Consider the following 19011-nt stretch of genomic DNA (forward strand, 5'->3'; position numbering starts at 1 on the left):
CCGGGCACGAGGCGCGGGATCACGCCCGGGACGAAGCACGGCTCCGGCCGGGACGAGGGGAACCTCCCGTCCCGGCCGGAGCCGTCCTCCGGGCCCCTCAGACCTGTGCGGCGCCCCGGTCGGGCACGCAGCGGCCCTCCTCGGTGCGGTAGGTCCAGCGGGCGCCCTTGCCCACCAGCTCACGGACGGCTCCCAGGAACCGCTCGATGTGCTCGTCCGGCGTACCGGCGCCGAAGCTCACCCGGATGGCGTTCAGGGACCTCTCCCCCGGCGCGGCCTCGGGCGCGCCGCACTCGCCCGGGTCCTGCGGCTCGCTGCCCAGCAGGGTCCTCACCAGCGGGTGGGCGCAGAACAACCCGTCGCGCACCCCGATGCCGTACTCCGCGGAGAGTGCCGCGGCGAAGTGCGAGCTGTTCCATCCCTCGACCACGAAGGAGATGACCCCGACCCTCGGGGCGTCGTCGCCGAACAGCGAGAGCACCTTGACCTCGGGGACGTCCGCGAGGCCGTCACGGACCCGGGTCACCAACTGCTGCTCCCGCGCGACCAGCCCGTCGAAGCCGGCCTCGGTCAGGGCCTTGCATGCGGAGGCGATGGAGTAGACACCTATGACGTTGGGCGATCCGGCCTCGTGCCGGGCCGCGGTGGTGTGCCACTCGACGTCCACACCGCCGTCCGCGCGCCGGGCGACCTTACGGGAGGCGCCGCCGCCCGCGAGGTACGGCTCGGCGTCCACCAGCCAGTCGGCGCGGCCCGCGAGGACGCCCGAGCCGAAGGGCGCGTACAGCTTGTGCCCGGAGAAGGCGACCCAGTCGACGTCGAGCTCGGCGATGTCCACCGGGTGATGGGGCGCCAGCTGTGCCGCGTCGAGGACGATCCGGGCCCCGTGCGCGTGGGCGGCGGCGGCCAGTTCCCTCACCGGCCACAGCTCACCGGTGACGTTGGAAGCGCCCGTGACACAGACAAGTGCGGGCCCCTGGGGGGCACGGCCGGAGAGTGCGCGCTCGAGGGTGGCGACGGCCTGGTCCGGGGTGCGCGGGGCGTCGAGGCAGGTCACCCGGGCGTCGCGCCAGGGCAGCAGCGAGGCGTGGTGTTCGGTCTCGAACACGAACACCTCGCAGTCGGCGGGCAGCGCGGCGGCCAGCAGGTTGAGGGAGTCGGTCGTCGAGCGGGTGAAGACCACCTGGTCCTCGGCGCGGCAGCCGAGGAACTCCGCGACGGTCGCACGGCTGCTCTCGAAGAGGTCGGTGGAGAGCTGCGAGAGATAGCCGGCACCGCGGTGCACGCTGCCGTAGTACGGGGCGTAGGCGGCCACGTCGTCCCACACCCGCTGGAGGGCCGGGGCGCTCGCCGCGTAGTCGAGGGCGGCATACGCGACCTCTCCGCCCGTCACGAGCGGAACGGTGACATCTGCGCCCAGGACCGGCAGCGGGGCACAAATGGACTGGTCGACGGCAGCGGTGGAGACAGACATGGCGAACTCCCGTGAGAGGCAGGCGAGATCCACGCGCCGGCGTCGGGCAGCAGCGCGGGGAGGAAGAGGAAAAGGTGTGCGGAGGAGGGCGTAGGGCCCTATCGCATTCGCTTGCTCACAAGAGGCTCCCTGGGACCAGGACCCCAAGGGGTGGCGTCGAAGGACGCCGAGGGGTCCGCGCTTGCCACAGACCTCACTGCCTGCGGCCTGGTCTTCACCCGGGGCACCCCGCCACGGACGGAGGGTTGCCGGACAGCGGGCCGGGGCCGTAGTCGCTGTCACTCATGACCTGCGCAGCATCTTGCCATACCCGCGGTGACACGCAAGGGCGCAGTCCGCGATACGGACTGCGCCCCTGCTCACATCCGCCGGTCTCAGGCGTTGCTGGCCGCCACCCAGCGCTCCAGCGCGCGCTTGGCCGCCCCGGAGTCGATGGACTCCGCGGCCCGCACGATCCCGGCGGAGAGCTGTTCGTCCAACGTGCCCTCACCGGCGTCCAGCGCGACCAGTGCCGCGGCCGAGTTGAGCAGCACCGCGTCCCGCACGGGGCCGGTCTCCCCGTCGAGCAGCCGACGCGCCACGTCCGCGTTGTACGAGGAGTCCGCGCCGCGCAGTGCCTCGACGGGAACCAGGTCCAGGCCGACGTCGCGCGGGTCGAACGCCTGCTCGTGGACGGAGCCGTCCCGGACGATCCAGACCCGCGAGGTCGCCGTGGTGGTCAGCTCGTCTAGGCCGTCGTCGCCCCGGAAGACGAGCGCCGAGTTCCCCCGGTCCGCCAGCACGCCCGCGACGATGGGAGCCATCTTCGGGTCGGCGACCCCGATGGCCTGGGAGCGGACCCGGGCCGGGTTGGTGAGAGGGCCAAGGATGTTGAAGGTGGTCTGTGTGCCGAGTTCCTTGCGCGCCCTGGCCGCGTAGCGCAGGGCGGGGTGGAACTTCACCGCGAAGCAGAAGGTGATGCCCGCTTCCTCGGCGACGGCGACGACGCGCTGCGGAGTGAGTTCGAGGTTGACGCCGAGCTTCTCCAGCACGTCGGAGGCCCCGCTCGCCGACGAGGAGGCCCGGTTGCCGTGCTTGACGACCTTCGCGCCCGTCCCCGCGACGACGATGGCCGACATCGTGGAGATGTTGACCGTTTTGGCCATGTCCCCGCCGGTGCCCACGATGTCGACCGTACGGCCGGGCACGTGGATCGTGTGGGCGTGCTCGTACATGGCGCGGACGAGTCCGGTGACCTCGTCGACGGTCTCGCCCTTGGCCCGCAGCGCGACGGCGAAACCGGCGATCTGCACGTCCGTCGCCTCGCCGCTCATGATGCGGTCCATGGCCCACGCGGTGTCGTCCGCGCTGAGGTGCTCGCCGCGGAGGAGGGGGGTCAGCACGCCCGGCCAGGTGGGGGTACCCCCGGACGAGGTCTGGGGGAGAGCCGCCACGCTGTCGCCGCCGTCCGGGGTCACCACGTTCATGGTCCGCTCCTGGGGTCCACAGCCGATAACGAGTACGTCTCCCACCTTATCCAGCCCCTGGGACAGCGAAGAGCCCCGTCCATCGGATGGACGGGGCTCCTGCTGTGGCGTTCAGCTGAGGTGATCAGTGGTGGCCGTGGCCGCTGGTGATCTCCTTGTACTCCTCGGCAGTGGGCTTGGCGATCTGGTTGTCCTCGCCGAAGTAGCTCTTGCTGAGCCTGGCCCGCAGCTTCTGCACCGCGGACGGCTTGCGCTCGACACCGTTCTCGTCGACCGTCGGGCCGATCTCGAACGGCTTGTACTGCTCGTGCGCCGTGAGGGTGTGCAGCTGACCCGGGCTGAGCGGCTCGTGGATCTCGACGAACTCACCGTGCGGCAGGCGCTTGATGGTGCCGGACTCGCGCCCGTGCAGCACCTTCTCCTTGTCGCGGCGCTGCAGACCGAGGCAGATCCGCCGGGTGACGACGAACGCCAGGACCGGGCCGACGAAGAAGGCGACCCGTACGAACCAGCTGATCGCGTTGAGCGACATGTGGAAGTGGGTCGCCCAGATGTCGTTGCCGCCACCGATCAGCATGACGAAGTAGATCGTCACCCAGGCGACACCCAGACCGGTACGGGTCGGGGCGTTGCGCGGACGGTCCAGGATGTGGTGCTCGCGCTTGTCGCCGGTGATCCACGACTCGATGAACGGGTACAGCGCCAGTGCCCCCAGGACGACACCGAAGAGCACCAGCGGGATGAGCACGCCCAGGACCAGTGTGTGGCCCCAGAGGTTGATCTCCCAGCCCGGCATCACACGGACGAAGCCTTCCGCGAAGCCCATGTACCAGTCCGGCTGGGCGCCCGTGGACACCTGGTCGGGACGGTACGGGCCGAGCGCCCAGATCGGGTTGATCGTGGCGATCGCGGAGAGGATCGCGATGAAGCCGAAGACCAGGAAGAAGAAGCCCCCGGCCTTGGCCATGTAGACCGGCAGCAGCGGCATGCCGACGACGTTCTTGTTCGTCTTGCCCGGGCCGGCGAACTGCGTGTGCTTGTGGAAGAAGACCAGGATGAGGTGGCCGACCACGAGCCCGAGCATGATGCCCGGCAGCAGCAGGATGTGGATCGAGTAGAACCTCGAGATGATGTCCGTGCCGGGGAACTCCCCGCCGAACAGGAACATCGAGATGTACGTACCGACGATCGGCATCGACAGGATCGCGCCCTGCGTGAAGCGCACACCCGTACCGGAGAGCAGGTCGTCCGGGAGCGAGTAGCCGGTGAACCCGGTGAACATGCCGAGCACGAACAGCAGGAAGCCGAACAGCCAGTTGATCTCGCGCGGCTTGCGGTACGCACCGGTGAAGAACACCCGGAACATGTGCACGAACATGCCGGCGAGGAAGATGATCGCGGCCCAGTGGTGGATCTGCCGGACCAGTAGACCACCGCGGACGTCGAAGCTGATGTCCAGCGTCGAGGCGTAGGCCGCCGACATCCGGATGCCGTTCATCGGCTCGTACGAGCCGTGGTACACGACCTCGTTCATGCTCGGGTTGAAGAACAGCGTCAGGTACACACCCGTGAGGATGATGATGATGAAGCTGTAGAGGCAGATCTCACCCAGCATGAAGGACCAGTGGTCCGGGAAGATCTTGCGCATGTTGGCCTTGGCCAGGCCGTAGATGCCCAGCCGGCCGTCCGCCCAGTCGGCCACCCGCTCACCTGCGGGCGCCTTGCGCTGTGTTTCCGTCGCAGTACTCATCCGCGCTCCCAGAAGGCAGGACCGACGGGCTCTTCGAAGTCACTGAGCGCCTCGAGGTTGCCCTCGCTGTTCACACCGATCCGCAGCTGCGGAAGGGCGTGACCGGCCGGACCGAAGATGACGCGGGCGCCGTCGGAGAGGTCGAAGGTGGACTGGTGGCACGGGCAGAGCACGTGGTGCGTCTGCTGCTCGTACAGGCTGATCGGGCAGCCGACGTGGGTGCAGATCTTGGAGAAGGCCACGATTCCCTCGTGGGCCCACTCGCGCTCACGCTTGTCCTTGATGTTCTCCGGCTCGATGCGGACGATCATCAGGGCGGCCTTGGCGATCTGCGTCTGGAAGTCGTGCGCGTCCTCCTCCAGGCCCTCGGGCATGGCGAAGGTCAGCGAACCGACGACCACGTCCTCGGGACGCAGCGGCTCCATGGTGTTCATGTTGACGAGCAGCTTGCCCTTGGCCCACAGGGTCGAGCGGAGCTTCTTCTCCGGCAGCGGACCGAGGTCGCGCAGCAGCACCACGCCGGAGAGCGGCACCAGGGCCAGCGCGCCGAACATGGTGTTGCGGATCAGCTTGCGCCGACCGATCGCGGACTCCTTGGCACCGGCCGCGAAGTCGGCCATGACCTTGGCCTTGACCTCGGGCTCCGCCTCGATCGCGTGCCGGTCGTCGGCGACCTCCACGTCGGACATCAGGGTGCGCGCCCAGTGGACGGCACCCGCGCCGATGAGGAAGAGCGCCAGCCCCAGGGTCAGACCCAGGGAGAAGTTGAGCGCGCTCACGTGGCCGAACGGCCAGATGAAGACGATCTTGTCGACCGGGAAGATGACGTACGAGGCGATGAAGCCGACCGTCGCCAGCATGGACAGCGTGAACATGAAGGCGACGGCACGCTCGGAGCGCCTCGCGGCCCGCTCGTCGATGTCCTGGATGCGCGGCCTGTGGGCCGGCAGCCCCGGGTCGGCGAACGGGTCGCCCGCCCCCTCTACCGCGCCGTGCGCGGTGCCCTGCTCTACCGGCAGGTTCGCTTCTGGAATCTGTTGGCTACTCATGACTTCTTGGCCTTAGCGGTGTGGGCCGCGACCCATACGGCGATGGCGATCAGACCGCCCAGGCCGAAGATCCAGCCGAAGAGACCTTCACTGACGGGGCCGAGGCCACCGAGCGAGAGCCCGCCGGGGGATGCGGACTCATCACCGTTGACGGTTTTGATGTACGCGATGATGTCTTTCTTCTCCTGCTCGGGCATGGTGCTGTCCGGGAAGGAGGGCATGCTCTGCGGGCCGGTCTGCATGGCCTCGTAGATGTGCTTCGGGCTCACACCTTCGAGGTCCGGGGCGTACTTGCCGTCTGTCAGCGCGCCACCCTTGCCGGTGAAGTTGTGACACTGGGCGCAGTTGGAGCGGAACAGGTCACCGCCCTTGGCCACGTCGGCGCCCGCGGGGTCGACCTGGCTCTCGGTGGGCGTGATCGGACCGGCACCGAGGGACGCGACGTACGCCGCGAGCTGGTCGATCTCGGCCTGGCTGTAGATGACCGGCTTCTTCGGTACCTGGGCACCCGGCTGCTGGGCCGGCATGCGTCCGGTGCCGACCTGGAAGTCGACGGCGGCGGAGCCGACGCCCACGAGCTGGGGCCCGTCGGTGGTGCCCTGACCGCCGGATCCGTGGCAGCTTGCACAGCCCACGGAGTAGAGCTTCTTGCCCTCGTCGATGGCGAGGGACTGGGCGGTTTCGTCGGCCTGCGCCTTACCCGCAGGCGCGAACGCGGCGTACAGCCCCCCGGTAGCCGCCAGCGCGAGGAGTAGTACGACGACCGCCGCCAGCGGATGGCGTCGTCGTGCGGAGAGCTTTTTCACGGATTACCCCGGTGTCAGGATCTTCTGCGTCGATGGTGGGTGGGTGCGAGCCCGGTTACTTGATCATGTAGATCGTGGCGAACAGGCCGATCCAGACGACATCGACGAAGTGCCAGTAGTAGGACACGACGATGGCCGCGGTGGCCTGTTCATGGGTGAATCTCGAGGCCGCGTACGTCCTGCCCAGGACGAGCAGGAAGGCGATGAGACCGCCTGTCACGTGCAGACCGTGGAAGCCGGTCGTCAGGTAGAACACCGAACCGTACGGGTCGGAGGACAGGGAGAGACCCGCGTCCTTGACCAGCTCGGTGTACTCGAGGACCTGGCCTCCGATGAAGATCGAACCCATTACGAACGTGATGATGAACCAGGTGCGGAGCTTCTTCACATCGCCCCGCTCGGCGGCGAAGACGCCGAGCTGGCAGGTGAGTGAGGAAAGCACCAGGATCGTGGTGTTCGTAGCCGAGAACGGGAAGTTCAGATGGTGAGCCATCTCCTTCCAGTGATCGGGTCCCATCACCGATCGCAGGGTGAAGTACATCGCGAAGAGGGCCGCGAAGAACATCAGCTCGGAACTCAACCAGATGATGGTTCCGACGCTGGTGAGGTTCGGCCGATTGACCGACGGGTGCGCGTGCCCGGTTTCTACTGTCGTTGCTGTCGCCACGACCGACATTATGTCGGTCGCTTATCCCGCCCTCACTCCGGGGGGTGCCGTTCGGTGTGTCAGAGGCGTGTGTCCTCACCGAACGGCCCATCGAATCGTCGTGCTTACCGGTGCTGACGGGCACTCGGCCGGAGTACGATCCGCCCATCGGTTCATGCCCCGAGAGCCCCGAAGACACAGACGTCACGGAGGAACAATGCAGCCGACCGCCACGGTCCTGGTCTACAGCGACGACGCCAACATCCGCGAGCAGGTGAGGCTGGCATCCGGGCGCAGGCCTGCGGCGGACGTCCCACAGGTGGAGTTCCTGGAGTGCGCCACCCTGCCCGCCGTCCTGAGCGCGTTGGACAAGGGGGGTGTCGACGCCTGTGTGCTGGACGGCGAGACGGCCCCAGCGGGCGGTATGGGGGTCTGCCGGCAGATCAAGGACGAGATCTTCGACTGCCCGCCGGTGCTGCTTCTGATCGGGCGCCCGCAGGACGCCTGGCTGGCCACGTGGAGCCGCGCCGACGCCGCTGTGACGCATCCGGTCGACCCCGTCGACTTCGCGGACGCCCTGGCCTCCCTGCTGCGCCACAGGCTGTCCGTGGGGGCCTGAGGCGCAGCGGGGGCAGATGTCCTCGCGGTGTCCTTCCGGGGCGCGGCGCACTCCCGGCCGGATCAGACCTGGGGGCGCAGCCGCGCCGTCCGGACGTCGGTGGTGCCCGTGTCGGGCGTGCCGTCGCCGTGGAGGGCGCTGCCCTTCTGCCAGGCGTCCCAGGCCAGGTTCCAGTCGCCGAAGCCGTTGTCGAACGGTGTCATCGTCTCGCCGTCGCTCCCGACGACCTTGACGATGTCGCCCTCGCGCACGGTCTCGAAGAACCACTGCGCGTCGGCGGTGCTCATTCCCGTACAGCCGTGGCTGACGTTGGCGTTGCCCTGTGAACCCGTCGACCAGGGCGCCGCGTGGACATACTCACCGCTCCAGGTGACGCGTGTCGCCCAGTAGACGGGCAGGTCGTAGGACTCCGAGGAGCCGGCGGCGATGCCGATGCTCTCGCCGCGCATGCGTACGAACTGCTCCTTCGCCAGCACGACCTTGACGCCGTTGCGGGTGTCGAAGCCGGGCTTGCCCGTGGTGACCGGCAGGGTGTTGATGACTTCGCCGTTGCGCAGAACGGTCATGGTGTGGTCGGAGGCGTCGGTGATCGCTTCTATGCGGTCGCCGGTCGTGAGTTTCAGGGGCTTCGCGGCGCCCCCGTGAAGGGCGTCGGTGACCCTGATGCCCTTGAGGTTGCTGCGGATGTCGATGCTCGCGTCCGCGGGCCAGTACTCCTTGGGCCGGTAGTGCAGCGTCTTCGCGTCGACCCAGTACCAGGACCCCGTGACAGCGGGGGTCGACCGGACCTGGAGGCCGCGTTCCACGGTGGCGCGGGCAGCCTTGCCGTTGACCGGAGCGCTGAGTTCCGCTGTGAGGGGCTGTCCGACGCCGTAGGTGCCCGCCTGCGGGCCGAAGGTGACCTTCAGGAACTTCTTGGCCGAGGTCGTGCCGAAGGCGTACGTGCGGCTGCCAGGGGCCCCGTCGCCGTTCTCGGTCGAGACCTTGACCGTGTACCGGGTGCCGGCCGCGAGCGAGGTGGTGGAGTGCCACCGTTTCCCGTCGGCGTCGAGCTCACCCGCCAGATGGCGGCCCTCGGTGTCGACGGCGGTCACGTCCGTGATCTTCGCGTCGTCTTCCTTGACGGTGAACTCGAGGGGCTTGTCGGGGTCGGCCTTCTCGTCCTTGGACGGGCCGTTGAAGGAGACGAGGTCGGCGGCGTCGTACGGCTTCAGCGACAGCGGATCGCCGTCGGGCTCGCCACAGGCGGTCGCACCTGCAACCAGGGTCACGACCAGCAGAGTGCAGCTCACTACGGTGCGGATGCGCGGCGTGTGGTTCATGAACCCACGCTAAGAAGATTCATCCGATCCAGCGCGTTCAGTGACTGCAAACGGGGGCCCGGCCCGCTCGTTACTGAGCGGGCCGGGCCCCCGTACGGGTGCAACGCGTCCTGTGAGGGCGTGTCCTACTGGGTGCGGTTCTCGCCCCTGTAGTACTCGAAGACCCAGCCGAAGAGGCCGACCAGGAGCAGCGGGGCCGAGAAGTAGGCCAGCCACCAGCCGAAGACGACGGCCATGAAGAGGAAGGCGCCACCGATGGCCAGCGAGAGCGGCTGCCAGCTGTGCGGGGAGAAGAAGCCCACCTCGCCGGCCTCGTCCGCGACGTCGGCCTCCTTGTTGTCCTGGGCCATCGCGTCGACCCTGTTGGCCGTGAAGGCCAGGTAGAAGCCGATCATGATGGTCAGGCCGAAGGCCAGGACCAGCGCGGTGGTGCCGACCGGCTCCTTGGACCAGACGCCGTACGTGACGGCCATGGCCAGCATGAAGACGCTCAGCCAGATGAAGAGCTTGCCCTGGATCTTCACTTGCCGTCCTCCTTGCCGCCGACGAGGACCTTCTCACCCTCGGACAGGTGATCCAGCTGCTCGAGCGCAGTGATCTCCGGGTGGTGCAGGTCGAACGCCGGGGATTCGGAACGGATCCGCGGCAGGCTGAGGAAGTTGTGACGCGGGGGCGGGCAGGAGGTCGCCCATTCGAGCGAACGGCCGTAGCCCCACGGGTCGTCGACCTCGATCTTCTTGCCGTACTTGGCGGTCTTCCAGACGTTGTACATGAACGGAAGCATCGACAGTCCGAGCACGAACGAGGAGATCGTCGAGATCGTGTTCAGGGCGGTGAAGCCGTCGGCGGCGAGGTAGTCCGCGTAACGGCGCGGCATGCCCTCGGCGCCCAGCCAGTGCTGCACCAGGAAGGTGCCGTGGAAGCCGATGAACAGCGTCCAGAACGTCATCTTCCCGAGCCGCTCGTCCAGCATCTTGCCGGTGAACTTCGGCCACCAGAAGTGGAATCCGGCGAACATCGCGAAGACCACGGTGCCGAAGACGACGTAGTGGAAGTGCGCGACCACGAAGTACGAGTCGGAGATGTGGAAGTCCAGCGGCGGTGAGGCCAGGATCACGCCGGTCAGACCACCGAAGGCGAAGGTGATCAGGAAGCCGACGGACCAGAGCATCGGTGTCTCGAAGGACAACGACCCCTTCCACATCGTTCCGATCCAGTTGAAGAACTTCACCCCGGTGGGCACCGCGATGAGGAACGTCATGAAGGAGAAGAACGGCAACAACACGCCGCCGGTGACATACATGTGGTGGGCCCACACCGTCACCGAAAGACCGGCGATCGCGATCGTCGCGCTGATCAGACCGACATAGCCGAACATCGGCTTGCGGCTGAATACCGGAATGATCTCGGAAATGATTCCGAAGAACGGTAGAGCGATGATGTACACCTCTGGATGGCCGAAGAACCAGAAGAGGTGTTGCCAGAGCAATGCGCCGCCGTTCGACGCATCGAAGATGTGCGCGCCGAATTTTCGGTCGACCTCCAGCGCGAAGAGCGCGGCGGCCAGTACCGGGAAGGCCAGCAGGACCAGGACACCGGTCAGCAGGACGTTCCAGGTGAAGATCGGCATGCGGAACATCGTCATGCCCGGGGCGCGCATGCAGATGATCGTGGTGATGAAGTTGACCGAACCGAGGATCGTTCCGAAGCCCGAGAAGGCCAGACCCATGATCCACATGTCGGCCCCGACGCCCGGCGAGCGGACCGCGTCCGACAGCGGGGAGTAGGCGAACCAGCCGAAGTCCGCCGCACCCTGCGGGGTGAGGAAGCCGCCGACGGCGATCAGCGAGCCGAAGAGGTACAGCCAGTACGCGAACATGTTCAGCCGCGGGAACGCCACGTCGGGCGCGCCGATCTGCAGCGGCATGATCCAGTTGGCGAAGCCGGCGAACAGCGGCGTCGCGAACATCAGCAGCATGATCGTGCCGTGCATCGTGAACGCCTGGTTGAACTGCTCGTTCGACATGATCTGCGTACCCGGACGGGCCAGCTCGGCGCGCATGAAGAGCGCCAGGAGGCCACCGATGCAGAAGAACGCGAACGATGTGACCAGGTACATCGTGCCGATCGTCTTGTGGTCAGTGGTGGTCAGCCACTTGACGACGACACTCCCCGGCTGCTTGCGCCGCACCGGCAGCTCGTCCTCGAACGAGTCGTCTGCTGCCGCGGCACCCTGGGATTCGTTGAGGATGCTCACAGTTTGTTCGTCTCCGCATTCCTGGCCGGGTCCGTCTGCTCGATGCCTGCCGGCACGTAGCCCGTCTGACCCTTGTCCGCCAGCTCCTTGAGGTGCTGCTGGTAACGCTCGGGAGAGACGATCTTGACGTTGAAGAGCATCCGGGAGTGGTCCACGCCGCAGAGCTCGGCGCACTTACCCATGTAGGTGCCCTCCTTCATCGGCGTGACCTCGAAGGAGTTGGTGTGGCCCGGAATGACGTCCTGCTTCATGAGGAACGGCACCACCCAGAAGGAGTGGATGACGTCACGCGAAGTCAGGATGAAACGGACCTTCTCGCCCTTCGGCAGCCACAGGGTCGGACCCGGGTTGCCGTTCTGCGGGTTACGCGTACCGGGGATGCCCACGTCGTAGACGCCGCCGGCGCCCTCGGGGAACTGATCGCGGTACTTGTCGGGGATGGCGTCGAGTTCCTTGGGGATCTCGCTGCCGGCGGAGGGCTGGCCCTCCACCTTCTCGATGTAGTTGAAGCCCCAGCTCCACTGGTAGCCGACCACGTTGATGGTGTGGGCGGGCTTCGGAGTGAGCTCGAGGAGCTTCGATTCATCGCGCGCGGTGAAGTAGAAGAACACCGAGACGATGATGAGGGGGACCACTGTGTACAACGCCTCGATGGGCATGTTGTACCTGGTCTGCTGCGGTACCTCCACCTTGGTCCTGCTTCGCCGGTGGAAGATGACGCTCCACAGGATCAGCCCCCAGACAAGGACGCCCGTGGCGAGCGCTGCCGCCCACGAGCCCTGCCAGAGGGAGAGGATCCGAGGGGCCTCTTCCGTTACCGGGGTGGGCATACCGAGGCGGGGGAAATCCTCCCAGTTGTATGAACAACCGGAAGCCGTCGCCAGGACCAGGCCCGCAGTCAGCACCTGCGGCAGCTTCCGCCGCATCGGGCGCCGCGACGAGCGGTCGGAGCCGTTGGGACTCACGTAGCGCCTTCCCGAGAGTCTCGCCCGCACGGTTCGGCGCGGCCGTCTCACTTGGTCGGTCGCCGGCCCTGACGCGGGCAGGGGTTTGGATGTTTATGCGGACCAAACCCTACTGGACGCCATTTGGGGCCGCGCGGGGAGGGTGCCCAACGCGCCGCACGACACCCCGAAGGGATGGAATGCGAACCTCCGGCCCGCATCTGACGCCCCCTCTCCCCCGCCACGACGGCGGCCGGTCGCCTGGTCACGCACCACGCGGGCTAGCGTGACGCCGTGCCCTACTTCGATGCGGCCTCCTCCGCGCCCCTGCATCCCGTCGCCCGCCAGGCGCTGCTTGCCTCACTGGACGAGGGCTGGGCCGATCCCGCCCGCCTCTACCGCGAGGGGCGGCGGGCGGCGCTGCTGCTCGACGCGGCCAGGGAAGCCGCGGCCGAGGCGGTCGGGTGCCGTCCGGACGAACTCACCTTCACCTCGTCCGGCACCCGGGCGGTGCACGCGGCGGTGGCCGGAGCCCTTTCCGGGCGTCGGCGTGTCGGCCGTCATCTGGTGCTCTCCGCCGTCGAGCACTCCTCGGTGCTCCATTCGGCCGCCGCCCTCGCGGCGGAGGGCGGATCGTTCACCGAGGTGCCGGTGGACCGTACCGGCGCGGTGGACCCGTCGGAGTACGGCCGTACCCTTCGCGCGGACACGGCACTGGCCTGTCTGCAGTCCGCCAATCACGAGGTGGGGACGGAGCAGCCGGTGGCGGAGACCGCCGAGATCTGCGCCGACGCGGGTGTGCCGCTCCTGGTGGATGCCGCGCAGTCCCTGGGCTGGGCCCCGGTGCCGGGCCGCTGGTCGCTGCTGGCCGCCGGCGCCCACAAGTGGGGCGGCCCCGCCGGCGTCGGGCTGCTGGCCGTGCGCAAGGGGGTCCGGTTCGCACCCCAAGGGCCCATCGACGAGCGGGAGTCGGGCCGGGCCGCCGGCTTCGAGAACATCCCGGCGATCGTGGCAGCGGCGGCCTCGCTGCGGGCGGTACGCGCGGAGGCCGAGGCGGAGGGCCTGCGGCTGCGCGCCCTGGTGGACCGCATCCGGGCGGCGGTGGGAGCCCTGGTGCCCGACGTGGAGGTGCTCGGCGATCCGGTGCGGCGGCTGCCGCACCTGGTCACCTTCTCCTGTCTCTATGTCGACGGAGAGACAGTGCTCCACGAGCTCGACCGGGCCGGATTCTCTGTTTCGTCCGGATCGTCCTGCACGAGCAGCACCCTGACACCGAGCCACGTCCTCAAGGCGATGGGGGTGCTCACGGAGGGGAACATCCGCGTTTCGCTCCCGGCCGGCACGACGGAGGAGGAGGTCGGCGCCTTCCTCGACGTACTGCCGGGAGTGGTGGCCGGCGTACGGGAGAAGCTCGGCGCACCCGCCTCCGCAGCGCCCTCCCCCGCCCCGCGGGCCTCGCTCGTGGTCGACGCGCTGGGCAGGCGCTGCCCGATCCCGGTGATCGAACTCGCAAAGGTGATCGGAGAGGTACCGGTGGGCGGCACGGTGACGGTGCTCTCGGACGACGAGGCCGCCCGCCTCGACATCCCTGCCTGGTGCGCCATGCGCGAGCAGGAGTACGTGGGCGAGGAGCCGGCGGACCGCGGCTCGGCCTATGTGGTCCGCCGGCTCCTGTGACCGTCCCGTTCGCGTCAGGAGAGGTGCTTGCGGACCTCGGACGCGGCCTCGTCGCCGTACGCCTTGGTGAAGCGGTCCATGAAGTGGGTGCGGCGCAGGGTGTACTCCTGGGTGCCGACCGTCTCGATGACCAGGGTGGCGAGCATGCAGCCGACCTGGGCGGCGCGCTCCAGGCCCACACCCCAGGTGAGCCCCGAGAGGAAACCGGCGCGGAACGCGTCGCCGACGCCGGTCGGATCGGCCTTGCGCTCCTCCTCGGCACAGCCGACCTCGATGGGGTCCTGGCCGGCCCGCTCGATGCGGACGCCCCGGGCGCCGAGGGTGGTGACACGGTGGCCGACCCTGGAAAGGATCTCCTCGTCGCTCCAGCCGGTCTTGGACTCGATGAGCCCCTTCTCGTACTCGTTGGAGAAGAGGTACGTCGCGCCGTCGAGGAGGATCCGGATCTCCTCGCCGCCCATCCGGGCGATCTGCTGCGAGAAGTCCGCGGCGAAGGGGATGTCGCGCGAGCGGCACTCCTCGGTGTGGCGGAGCATCGCCTCCGGGTCGTCAGCCCCGATCGAGACGAGGTCGAGACCGCCGACGCGGTCGGCCACGCTCTTGAGCTCGATCAGCCGGGCCTCGCTCATGGCGCCCGTGTAGAAGGATCCGATCTGGTTGTGGTCGGCGTCCGTCGTGCAGACGAAGCGCGCCGTGTGCAGGACCTCGGAGATACGGATCGATCCCGTGTCCACGCCGTGCCGGTCGAGCCAGGCGCGGTAGTCGTCGAAGTCCGCCCCGGCTGCGCCGACCAGGATCGGCTGCGTGCCGAGCACGCCCATGCCGAAGGCGATGTTGGCGCCGACTCCGCCACGTCGCACGTCGAGGTTGTCGACCAGGAAGGAGAGCGAGACCGTGTGCAGCTGATCGGCGACCAGTTGGTCGGCGAATCGGCCGGGGAAGGTCATGAGGTGGTCTGTGGCGATGGAGCCGGTGACTGCGATGCGCACGGGAAGCTGCTCCTGCGGACGGCGAAGGGAACGCGTGAGCGCGCCCTCCGGGACGGAGTGACAGTTCACGCTACCCGGTGTCGTCACGGTGTCCGAGGGGGCAAAACTACCCGATAGTAGGTCTTTCTACCTGAGGGCTTCCCTGCGTACGGTGCGGATATGTCGAACAACATCGTTCCGCGCGAGTCCGAGATGAGCCTGGCCGAGCTGCGCGGTGACTGCGCGCGGATGGCGCCGCACTGGACCGTCCCCGCGAGGACCGCCACGAAGCGGGTGGAACACTCCCGCATCCACGGGGTCACGGTGCCGCCCTCCTCGGCCCGCCTCATCGACTCGATGTCCGACTACGGGGACTGACGGCGGGCCGTCCCGGCAGGCTCCCCGAGCACGGGGTGGAACCGCGCGCTCCTTCGGCCCGTCCCACCGGTGTCCCCGCCCGGGGACGGATGATGCGCCAGTGACGGCCAGACAGCCGAAGGAGCGATCCGGTGAGCACCGAGCGACCCGAGAATGACGTGACCGGCCCCCGGCGGCGCTCGCCGCTCGTGGCGGCCTCGGTGGCCGCAGCCGTGCTGCTGGCCGGTGGCGGAGTGGCGTACTGGGCCTCGGCCGCGTCGGGAGACAGCGGCGCGGGCCGGGAGACAGCCGGGGACGGCTCGCCTCCCCCGCTCTCGCTGGACCACCCGGACAGCCCGTCGGCGCGGCCGCCGGGGATCGCGCCCGGTGAACCCGACCCGCACGGAGGGGGAACCGTCTACCGGGCGTCGGGGGCGCTGCCGGACGGCCCTGACAGCGCCGCCGTCCACCGCTCGACGGGCACGGTGACCGCGGCCGAGGTGACGCGTCTCGCGAAGGCACTCGGAGTGCCGGGCACGCCCCGCGCCGAGGGCACGGCCTGGAAGGTGGGCAGTGACAAGGACGGGTCCGGTCCCGTCCTGCGGGTGATCAAGCAGGCTCCGGGCACCTGGACCTTCTCCCGGTACGGCTCCGGCGGCCCGGACGCGTGCGAGTCCGCCCGGACCTGCGCGAAGGAGGACCGCACACCCGCGTCCGGCTCCCCCGTCGGCGAGAAGGCCGCCAAGGCCGCGGCGGCGCCGGTGCTGAAGGCCGCGGGCCAGGGCGATGCCGCGCTCGACGCGGATCAGCTGATGGGTGCCGTACGCGTGGTGAACGCCGACCCGGTGGTGGGCGGGCTGCCGACGTACGGCTGGTCGACCGGCATCCAGGTGGGCGCCGGGGGCGAGATCGTCGGCGGCAGCGGACAGCTGAAGGGCCTGGAGAAGGGCGACACGTATCCAGTGGTCGGCGCGGACGAGGCGCTGAAGCGGCTGAACGCGGAGAGCCGGCGGGGCGCGCAGCCCGACGTCGGCGGCTGCGCGACCGCAGAGCCGCTGGAGGGCGACCCGGTCTCACCGAAGGCGGACTGCGGCACGGGGGACAAGGCCGACACACCCCCGGCGGACACGGTGACGGTCGAGAAGGCCGAGTTCGGGCTCGCGGCGCAGTACTCGGACGGCGAGCGGATCCTCGTGCCTTCCTGGCTGTTCTCGGTGCGGCCCGGAGGGGACGGCCCCGGTAGCACGGTCGTCCGGGTCGCGGTGGACCCGGACCACCTGGCCGACGAGAGCCGGGAGCCCTCTCCGCAGCCCACGAAGGACCCGGACTCCTCGGACAGCGGTGCGGGCATCACCTCGTACAGCGCGGACGGCCGGACGCTCGAGGTGAACTTCTGGGGCGGCGTGTGCAGCACGTACACGGCCCGGGCCGAGGAGGACGGCACCACGGTACGGATCACGGTCGCCGAGTCGAAGCCGGAACCCGGGAAGGCCTGCATCATGATCGCCAAGACGCTTACCCGGACGGTCACTCTGGACGCCCCGCTGGACGGCCGGAAGGTGGTCGACGCGGGGTCGGGCGAGGCGGTGCCGCGCGGCTGAGCCCGCACGGAGACGACGGCGGCGGGGGGGGCCGGGGCCGGGGGCCCCCCCCCCCCGGGGCGGGGCCCGGGGGTTGTGTGGGGGTGGCCCCCCGGGCCCGGGGGGCCGGGGGGCGCCCCCCCCCGGGCGCCGCGGGGGGGGGGGCCCCGGTCCCGGGCACCCCCGCCGCCGTCGGTACGTCTCAGGCTTTAGCTGAAGGAGTCACCGCAGGCGCAGGAGCCCGTGGCGTTCGGGTTGTCGATCGTGAAGCCCTGCTTCTCGATGGTGTCCACGAAGTCCACGGAGGCGCCGCCGAGGTACGGGGCACTCATCCGGTCGGTGACGACCTTGACGCCGTCGAAGTCCTTCACGACGTCGCCGTCGAGCGAGCGCTCGTCGAAGAAGAGCTGGTACCGCAGGCCCGAGCAGCCGCCAGGCTGAACGGCGACGCGCAGCGCGAGGTCGTCCCGGCCCTCCTGCTCCAGCAGGGCCTTGACCTTGGCTGCGGCGGCGTCGGACAGGAGGATGCCGTCGCTCACGGTGGTGGTCTCGTCCGATACGGACATCTGCTTCTCTCCCGGGTTGTACGGACTGCTTGCCGACGGTCCAACCATCGGGGCCGCGGATTCATTCCGGGCCAAGCGCTTGTCTGTTCCCTTCATGCTCGCACACCGCCCGGGCGGGGGGATGCGTCACATCGACGCTATCGGCATCGTCAAGCTGACACGAAGCGGTTATGATAGATAACGTCAATTAGACGAAAAGGCGTTTCGCAGAAAAGAAAGGGTGCGTGTCGTGACCACCGCCCAGCCCCTGGATGTCCAGCCGTCACCCCTCGCCCTCCTGCTGCTCGGCCGCGAGGCCGACCCGCGGAGCGAGCGCGGGGTCGAATGCCCGGGCGACCTCCCCTCCCCGTCCGACCCGGACCTGGTGGAGCGGGCCCGTGCCGCCAAGGAGAAGCTCGGGGACAAGGTCTTCGTACTCGGCCACCACTACCAGCGCGACGAGGTCATCCAGTTCGCGGACGTCACCGGCGACTCCTTCAAGCTGGCCCGGGACGCGGCGGCGCGGCCCGAGGCGGAGTACATCGTCTTCTGCGGTGTGCACTTCATGGCCGAGTCCGCGGACATCCTGACCGGCGACGACCAGAAGGTCGTCCTCCCGGACCTGGCCGCCGGCTGTTCGATGGCCGACATGGCCACCGCGGAGCAGGTCGCCGAGTGCTGGGACGTGCTGTCGGAGGCGGGGGTCGCCGACCAGGTCGTGCCGGTCTCGTACATGAACTCCTCCGCCGACATCAAGGCGTTCACCGGTCGGCACGGCGGCACGATCTGCACGTCCTCGAACGCGAAGCGTGCGCTGGAGTGGGCCTTCGAGCAGGGCGAGAAGGTCCTCTTCCTGCCGGACCAGCACCTGGGCCGGAACACCGCCGTACGCGACATGGGGATGACCCTGGAGGACTGCGTCCTCTACAACCCGCACAAGCCGAACGGCGGCCTGACCTCCGAGGAGCTGCGCGACGCGAAGATGATCCTCTGGCGCGGGCACTGCTCGGTGCACGGACGCTTCTCGGTGGAGTCCGTGAACGACGTCCGCGAGCGCATCCCCGGCGTGAACGTACTGGTGCACCCCGAGTGCAGGCACGAGGTCGTGGCCGCCGCGGATCACGTGGGCTCGACGGAGTACATCATCAAGGCCCTGGAGGCGGCGCCGTCCGGTTCCAAGTGGGCCATCGGCACGGAGCTGAACCTGGTGCGGCGGCTGGCGAACCGTTTCGCCGCGGAGGACAAGGAGATCGTCTTCCTCGACAAGACGGTGTGCTTCTGCTCGACGATGAACCGGATCGACCTGCCGCACCTGGTGTGGACGCTGGAATCCCTGGCCGAGGGGAACCTGGTCAACCGCATCCAGGTGGACGCGGAGACCGAGAAGTTCGCGAAGCTGGCACTGGAGCGGATGCTGGCGCTGCCGTAGGCGGCGCCAGGCCGGGGATGCCTGTGGCGGCGTCACCGGCCGTGTGCCGGCTTCCCGGGCGTTCGTGGTGCCGGATCGCGCGGTGCCGGTGCCCGGCGGGGATCCCGGTCGCCCTGGGTGGC

At 68.9% G+C, this 19011-nt stretch carries 17 protein-coding genes and 1 riboswitch; of the genes, 5 read left to right on the top strand and 12 right to left on the bottom strand.

The annotated features are described in order from the left end of the window. Positions 1 to 97 precede the first annotated feature (97 nt). From JOC24_RS09380 to JOC24_RS09405, 6 genes are all read right to left on the bottom strand, one after another. Positions 98 to 1474: an aminotransferase class V-fold PLP-dependent enzyme gene (locus tag JOC24_RS09380; RefSeq protein ID WP_205019667.1), complete on the bottom strand. Its 1377-nt coding sequence runs from the start codon at positions 1472 to 1474 to the stop codon at positions 98 to 100. Between the two features lie 172 nt (positions 1475 to 1646). Further along, positions 1647 to 1764, bottom strand: a riboswitch (SAM riboswitch). An 84-nt stretch (positions 1765 to 1848) separates the two neighbouring features. Next, positions 1849 to 2940, bottom strand: coding sequence for an anthranilate phosphoribosyltransferase (gene trpD / locus JOC24_RS09385; protein WP_205019668.1), 1092 nt, complete (start codon positions 2938 to 2940; stop codon positions 1849 to 1851). A 124-nt stretch (positions 2941 to 3064) separates the two neighbouring features. After that, positions 3065 to 4690, bottom strand: a complete 1626-nt coding sequence (locus JOC24_RS09390; protein ID WP_205019669.1) for a cytochrome bc1 complex cytochrome b subunit — start codon at positions 4688 to 4690, stop codon at positions 3065 to 3067. After that, positions 4687 to 5739, bottom strand: a complete 1053-nt coding sequence (locus JOC24_RS09395; protein WP_205019670.1) for a cytochrome bc1 complex Rieske iron-sulfur subunit — start codon at positions 5737 to 5739, stop codon at positions 4687 to 4689. The genes JOC24_RS09390 and JOC24_RS09395 overlap by 4 nt, the downstream gene beginning before the upstream one ends. After that, entirely contained in the window at positions 5736 to 6545 is an 810-nt protein-coding gene (locus tag JOC24_RS09400) for a cytochrome bc1 complex diheme cytochrome c subunit (RefSeq protein ID WP_205019671.1), read from the bottom strand. The genes JOC24_RS09395 and JOC24_RS09400 overlap by 4 nt, the downstream gene beginning before the upstream one ends. Positions 6546 to 6600: 55 nt before the next feature. Beyond that, on the bottom strand, positions 6601 to 7221 hold the full coding sequence (locus tag JOC24_RS09405; RefSeq protein ID WP_205019672.1) for an aa3-type cytochrome oxidase subunit III: 621 nt from the start codon (positions 7219 to 7221) through the stop codon (positions 6601 to 6603). A 187-nt stretch (positions 7222 to 7408) separates the two neighbouring features. Between JOC24_RS09405 and JOC24_RS09410 the strand changes: the two genes are divergently transcribed. Continuing rightward, positions 7409 to 7810 carry a response regulator transcription factor gene (locus JOC24_RS09410; RefSeq protein ID WP_205019673.1) on the top strand — a complete coding sequence of 134 codons (402 nt, stop codon included), beginning with the start codon at positions 7409 to 7411 and terminating at the stop codon, positions 7808 to 7810. 62 nt (positions 7811 to 7872) lie between these two features. Here the strand turns inward: JOC24_RS09410 and JOC24_RS09415 are convergent, their stop codons facing one another. The 4 genes from JOC24_RS09415 to coxB form a co-directional block, all read right to left on the bottom strand. Continuing rightward, positions 7873 to 9132: a L,D-transpeptidase gene (locus JOC24_RS09415; protein WP_205019674.1), complete on the bottom strand. Its 1260-nt coding sequence runs from the start codon at positions 9130 to 9132 to the stop codon at positions 7873 to 7875. A 125-nt stretch (positions 9133 to 9257) separates the two neighbouring features. Next, positions 9258 to 9656: a cytochrome c oxidase subunit 4 gene (locus JOC24_RS09420; RefSeq protein WP_031093689.1), complete on the bottom strand. Its 399-nt coding sequence runs from the start codon at positions 9654 to 9656 to the stop codon at positions 9258 to 9260. Then, entirely contained in the window at positions 9653 to 11389 is a 1737-nt protein-coding gene (gene ctaD, locus JOC24_RS09425; protein WP_205019675.1) for an aa3-type cytochrome oxidase subunit I, read from the bottom strand. Before ctaD ends, JOC24_RS09420 begins: the two co-directional genes overlap by 4 nt. Continuing rightward, entirely contained in the window at positions 11386 to 12354 is a 969-nt protein-coding gene (coxB, locus tag JOC24_RS09430; RefSeq protein WP_205019676.1) for an aa3-type cytochrome oxidase subunit II, read from the bottom strand. The genes ctaD and coxB overlap by 4 nt, the downstream gene beginning before the upstream one ends. Before the next feature lie 273 nt (positions 12355 to 12627). Between coxB and JOC24_RS09435 the strand changes: the two genes are divergently transcribed. Continuing rightward, entirely contained in the window at positions 12628 to 14010 is a 1383-nt protein-coding gene (locus tag JOC24_RS09435) for a cysteine desulfurase/sulfurtransferase TusA family protein (protein WP_205019677.1), read from the top strand. 14 nt (positions 14011 to 14024) lie between these two features. Here the strand turns inward: JOC24_RS09435 and JOC24_RS09440 are convergent, their stop codons facing one another. Continuing rightward, a complete protein-coding gene (locus tag JOC24_RS09440; RefSeq protein WP_205019678.1) occupies positions 14025 to 14999 on the bottom strand; it encodes a carbohydrate kinase family protein in 975 nt (324 codons plus the stop codon). 159 nt (positions 15000 to 15158) lie between these two features. Here JOC24_RS09440 and JOC24_RS09445 point away from each other — a divergent pair, with 159 nt between their 5' ends. Beyond that, the gene (locus JOC24_RS09445) at positions 15159 to 15356 is read left to right on the top strand and encodes a hypothetical protein (RefSeq protein WP_205019679.1); all 198 of its coding nucleotides are present in this window, start codon (positions 15159 to 15161) and stop codon (positions 15354 to 15356) included. 131 nt (positions 15357 to 15487) lie between these two features. Continuing rightward, positions 15488 to 16936, top strand: coding sequence for a hypothetical protein (locus JOC24_RS09450; protein ID WP_205019680.1), 1449 nt, complete (start codon positions 15488 to 15490; stop codon positions 16934 to 16936). 188 nt (positions 16937 to 17124) lie between these two features. Here the strand turns inward: JOC24_RS09450 and JOC24_RS09455 are convergent, their stop codons facing one another. Then, complete coding sequence (locus tag JOC24_RS09455; protein WP_018103583.1) at positions 17125 to 17481, bottom strand: iron-sulfur cluster assembly accessory protein; 357 nt, start codon at positions 17479 to 17481, stop codon at positions 17125 to 17127. A 220-nt stretch (positions 17482 to 17701) separates the two neighbouring features. Between JOC24_RS09455 and nadA the strand changes: the two genes are divergently transcribed. Next, entirely contained in the window at positions 17702 to 18889 is a 1188-nt protein-coding gene (gene nadA / locus JOC24_RS09460) for a quinolinate synthase NadA (protein WP_205019681.1), read from the top strand. Positions 18890 to 19011 lie beyond the last annotated feature (122 nt).

Origin of the sequence: Streptomyces sp. HB132 (assembly GCF_016909575.1) — a bacterium.
GTDB lineage: Bacteria > Actinomycetota > Actinomycetes > Streptomycetales > Streptomycetaceae > Streptomyces.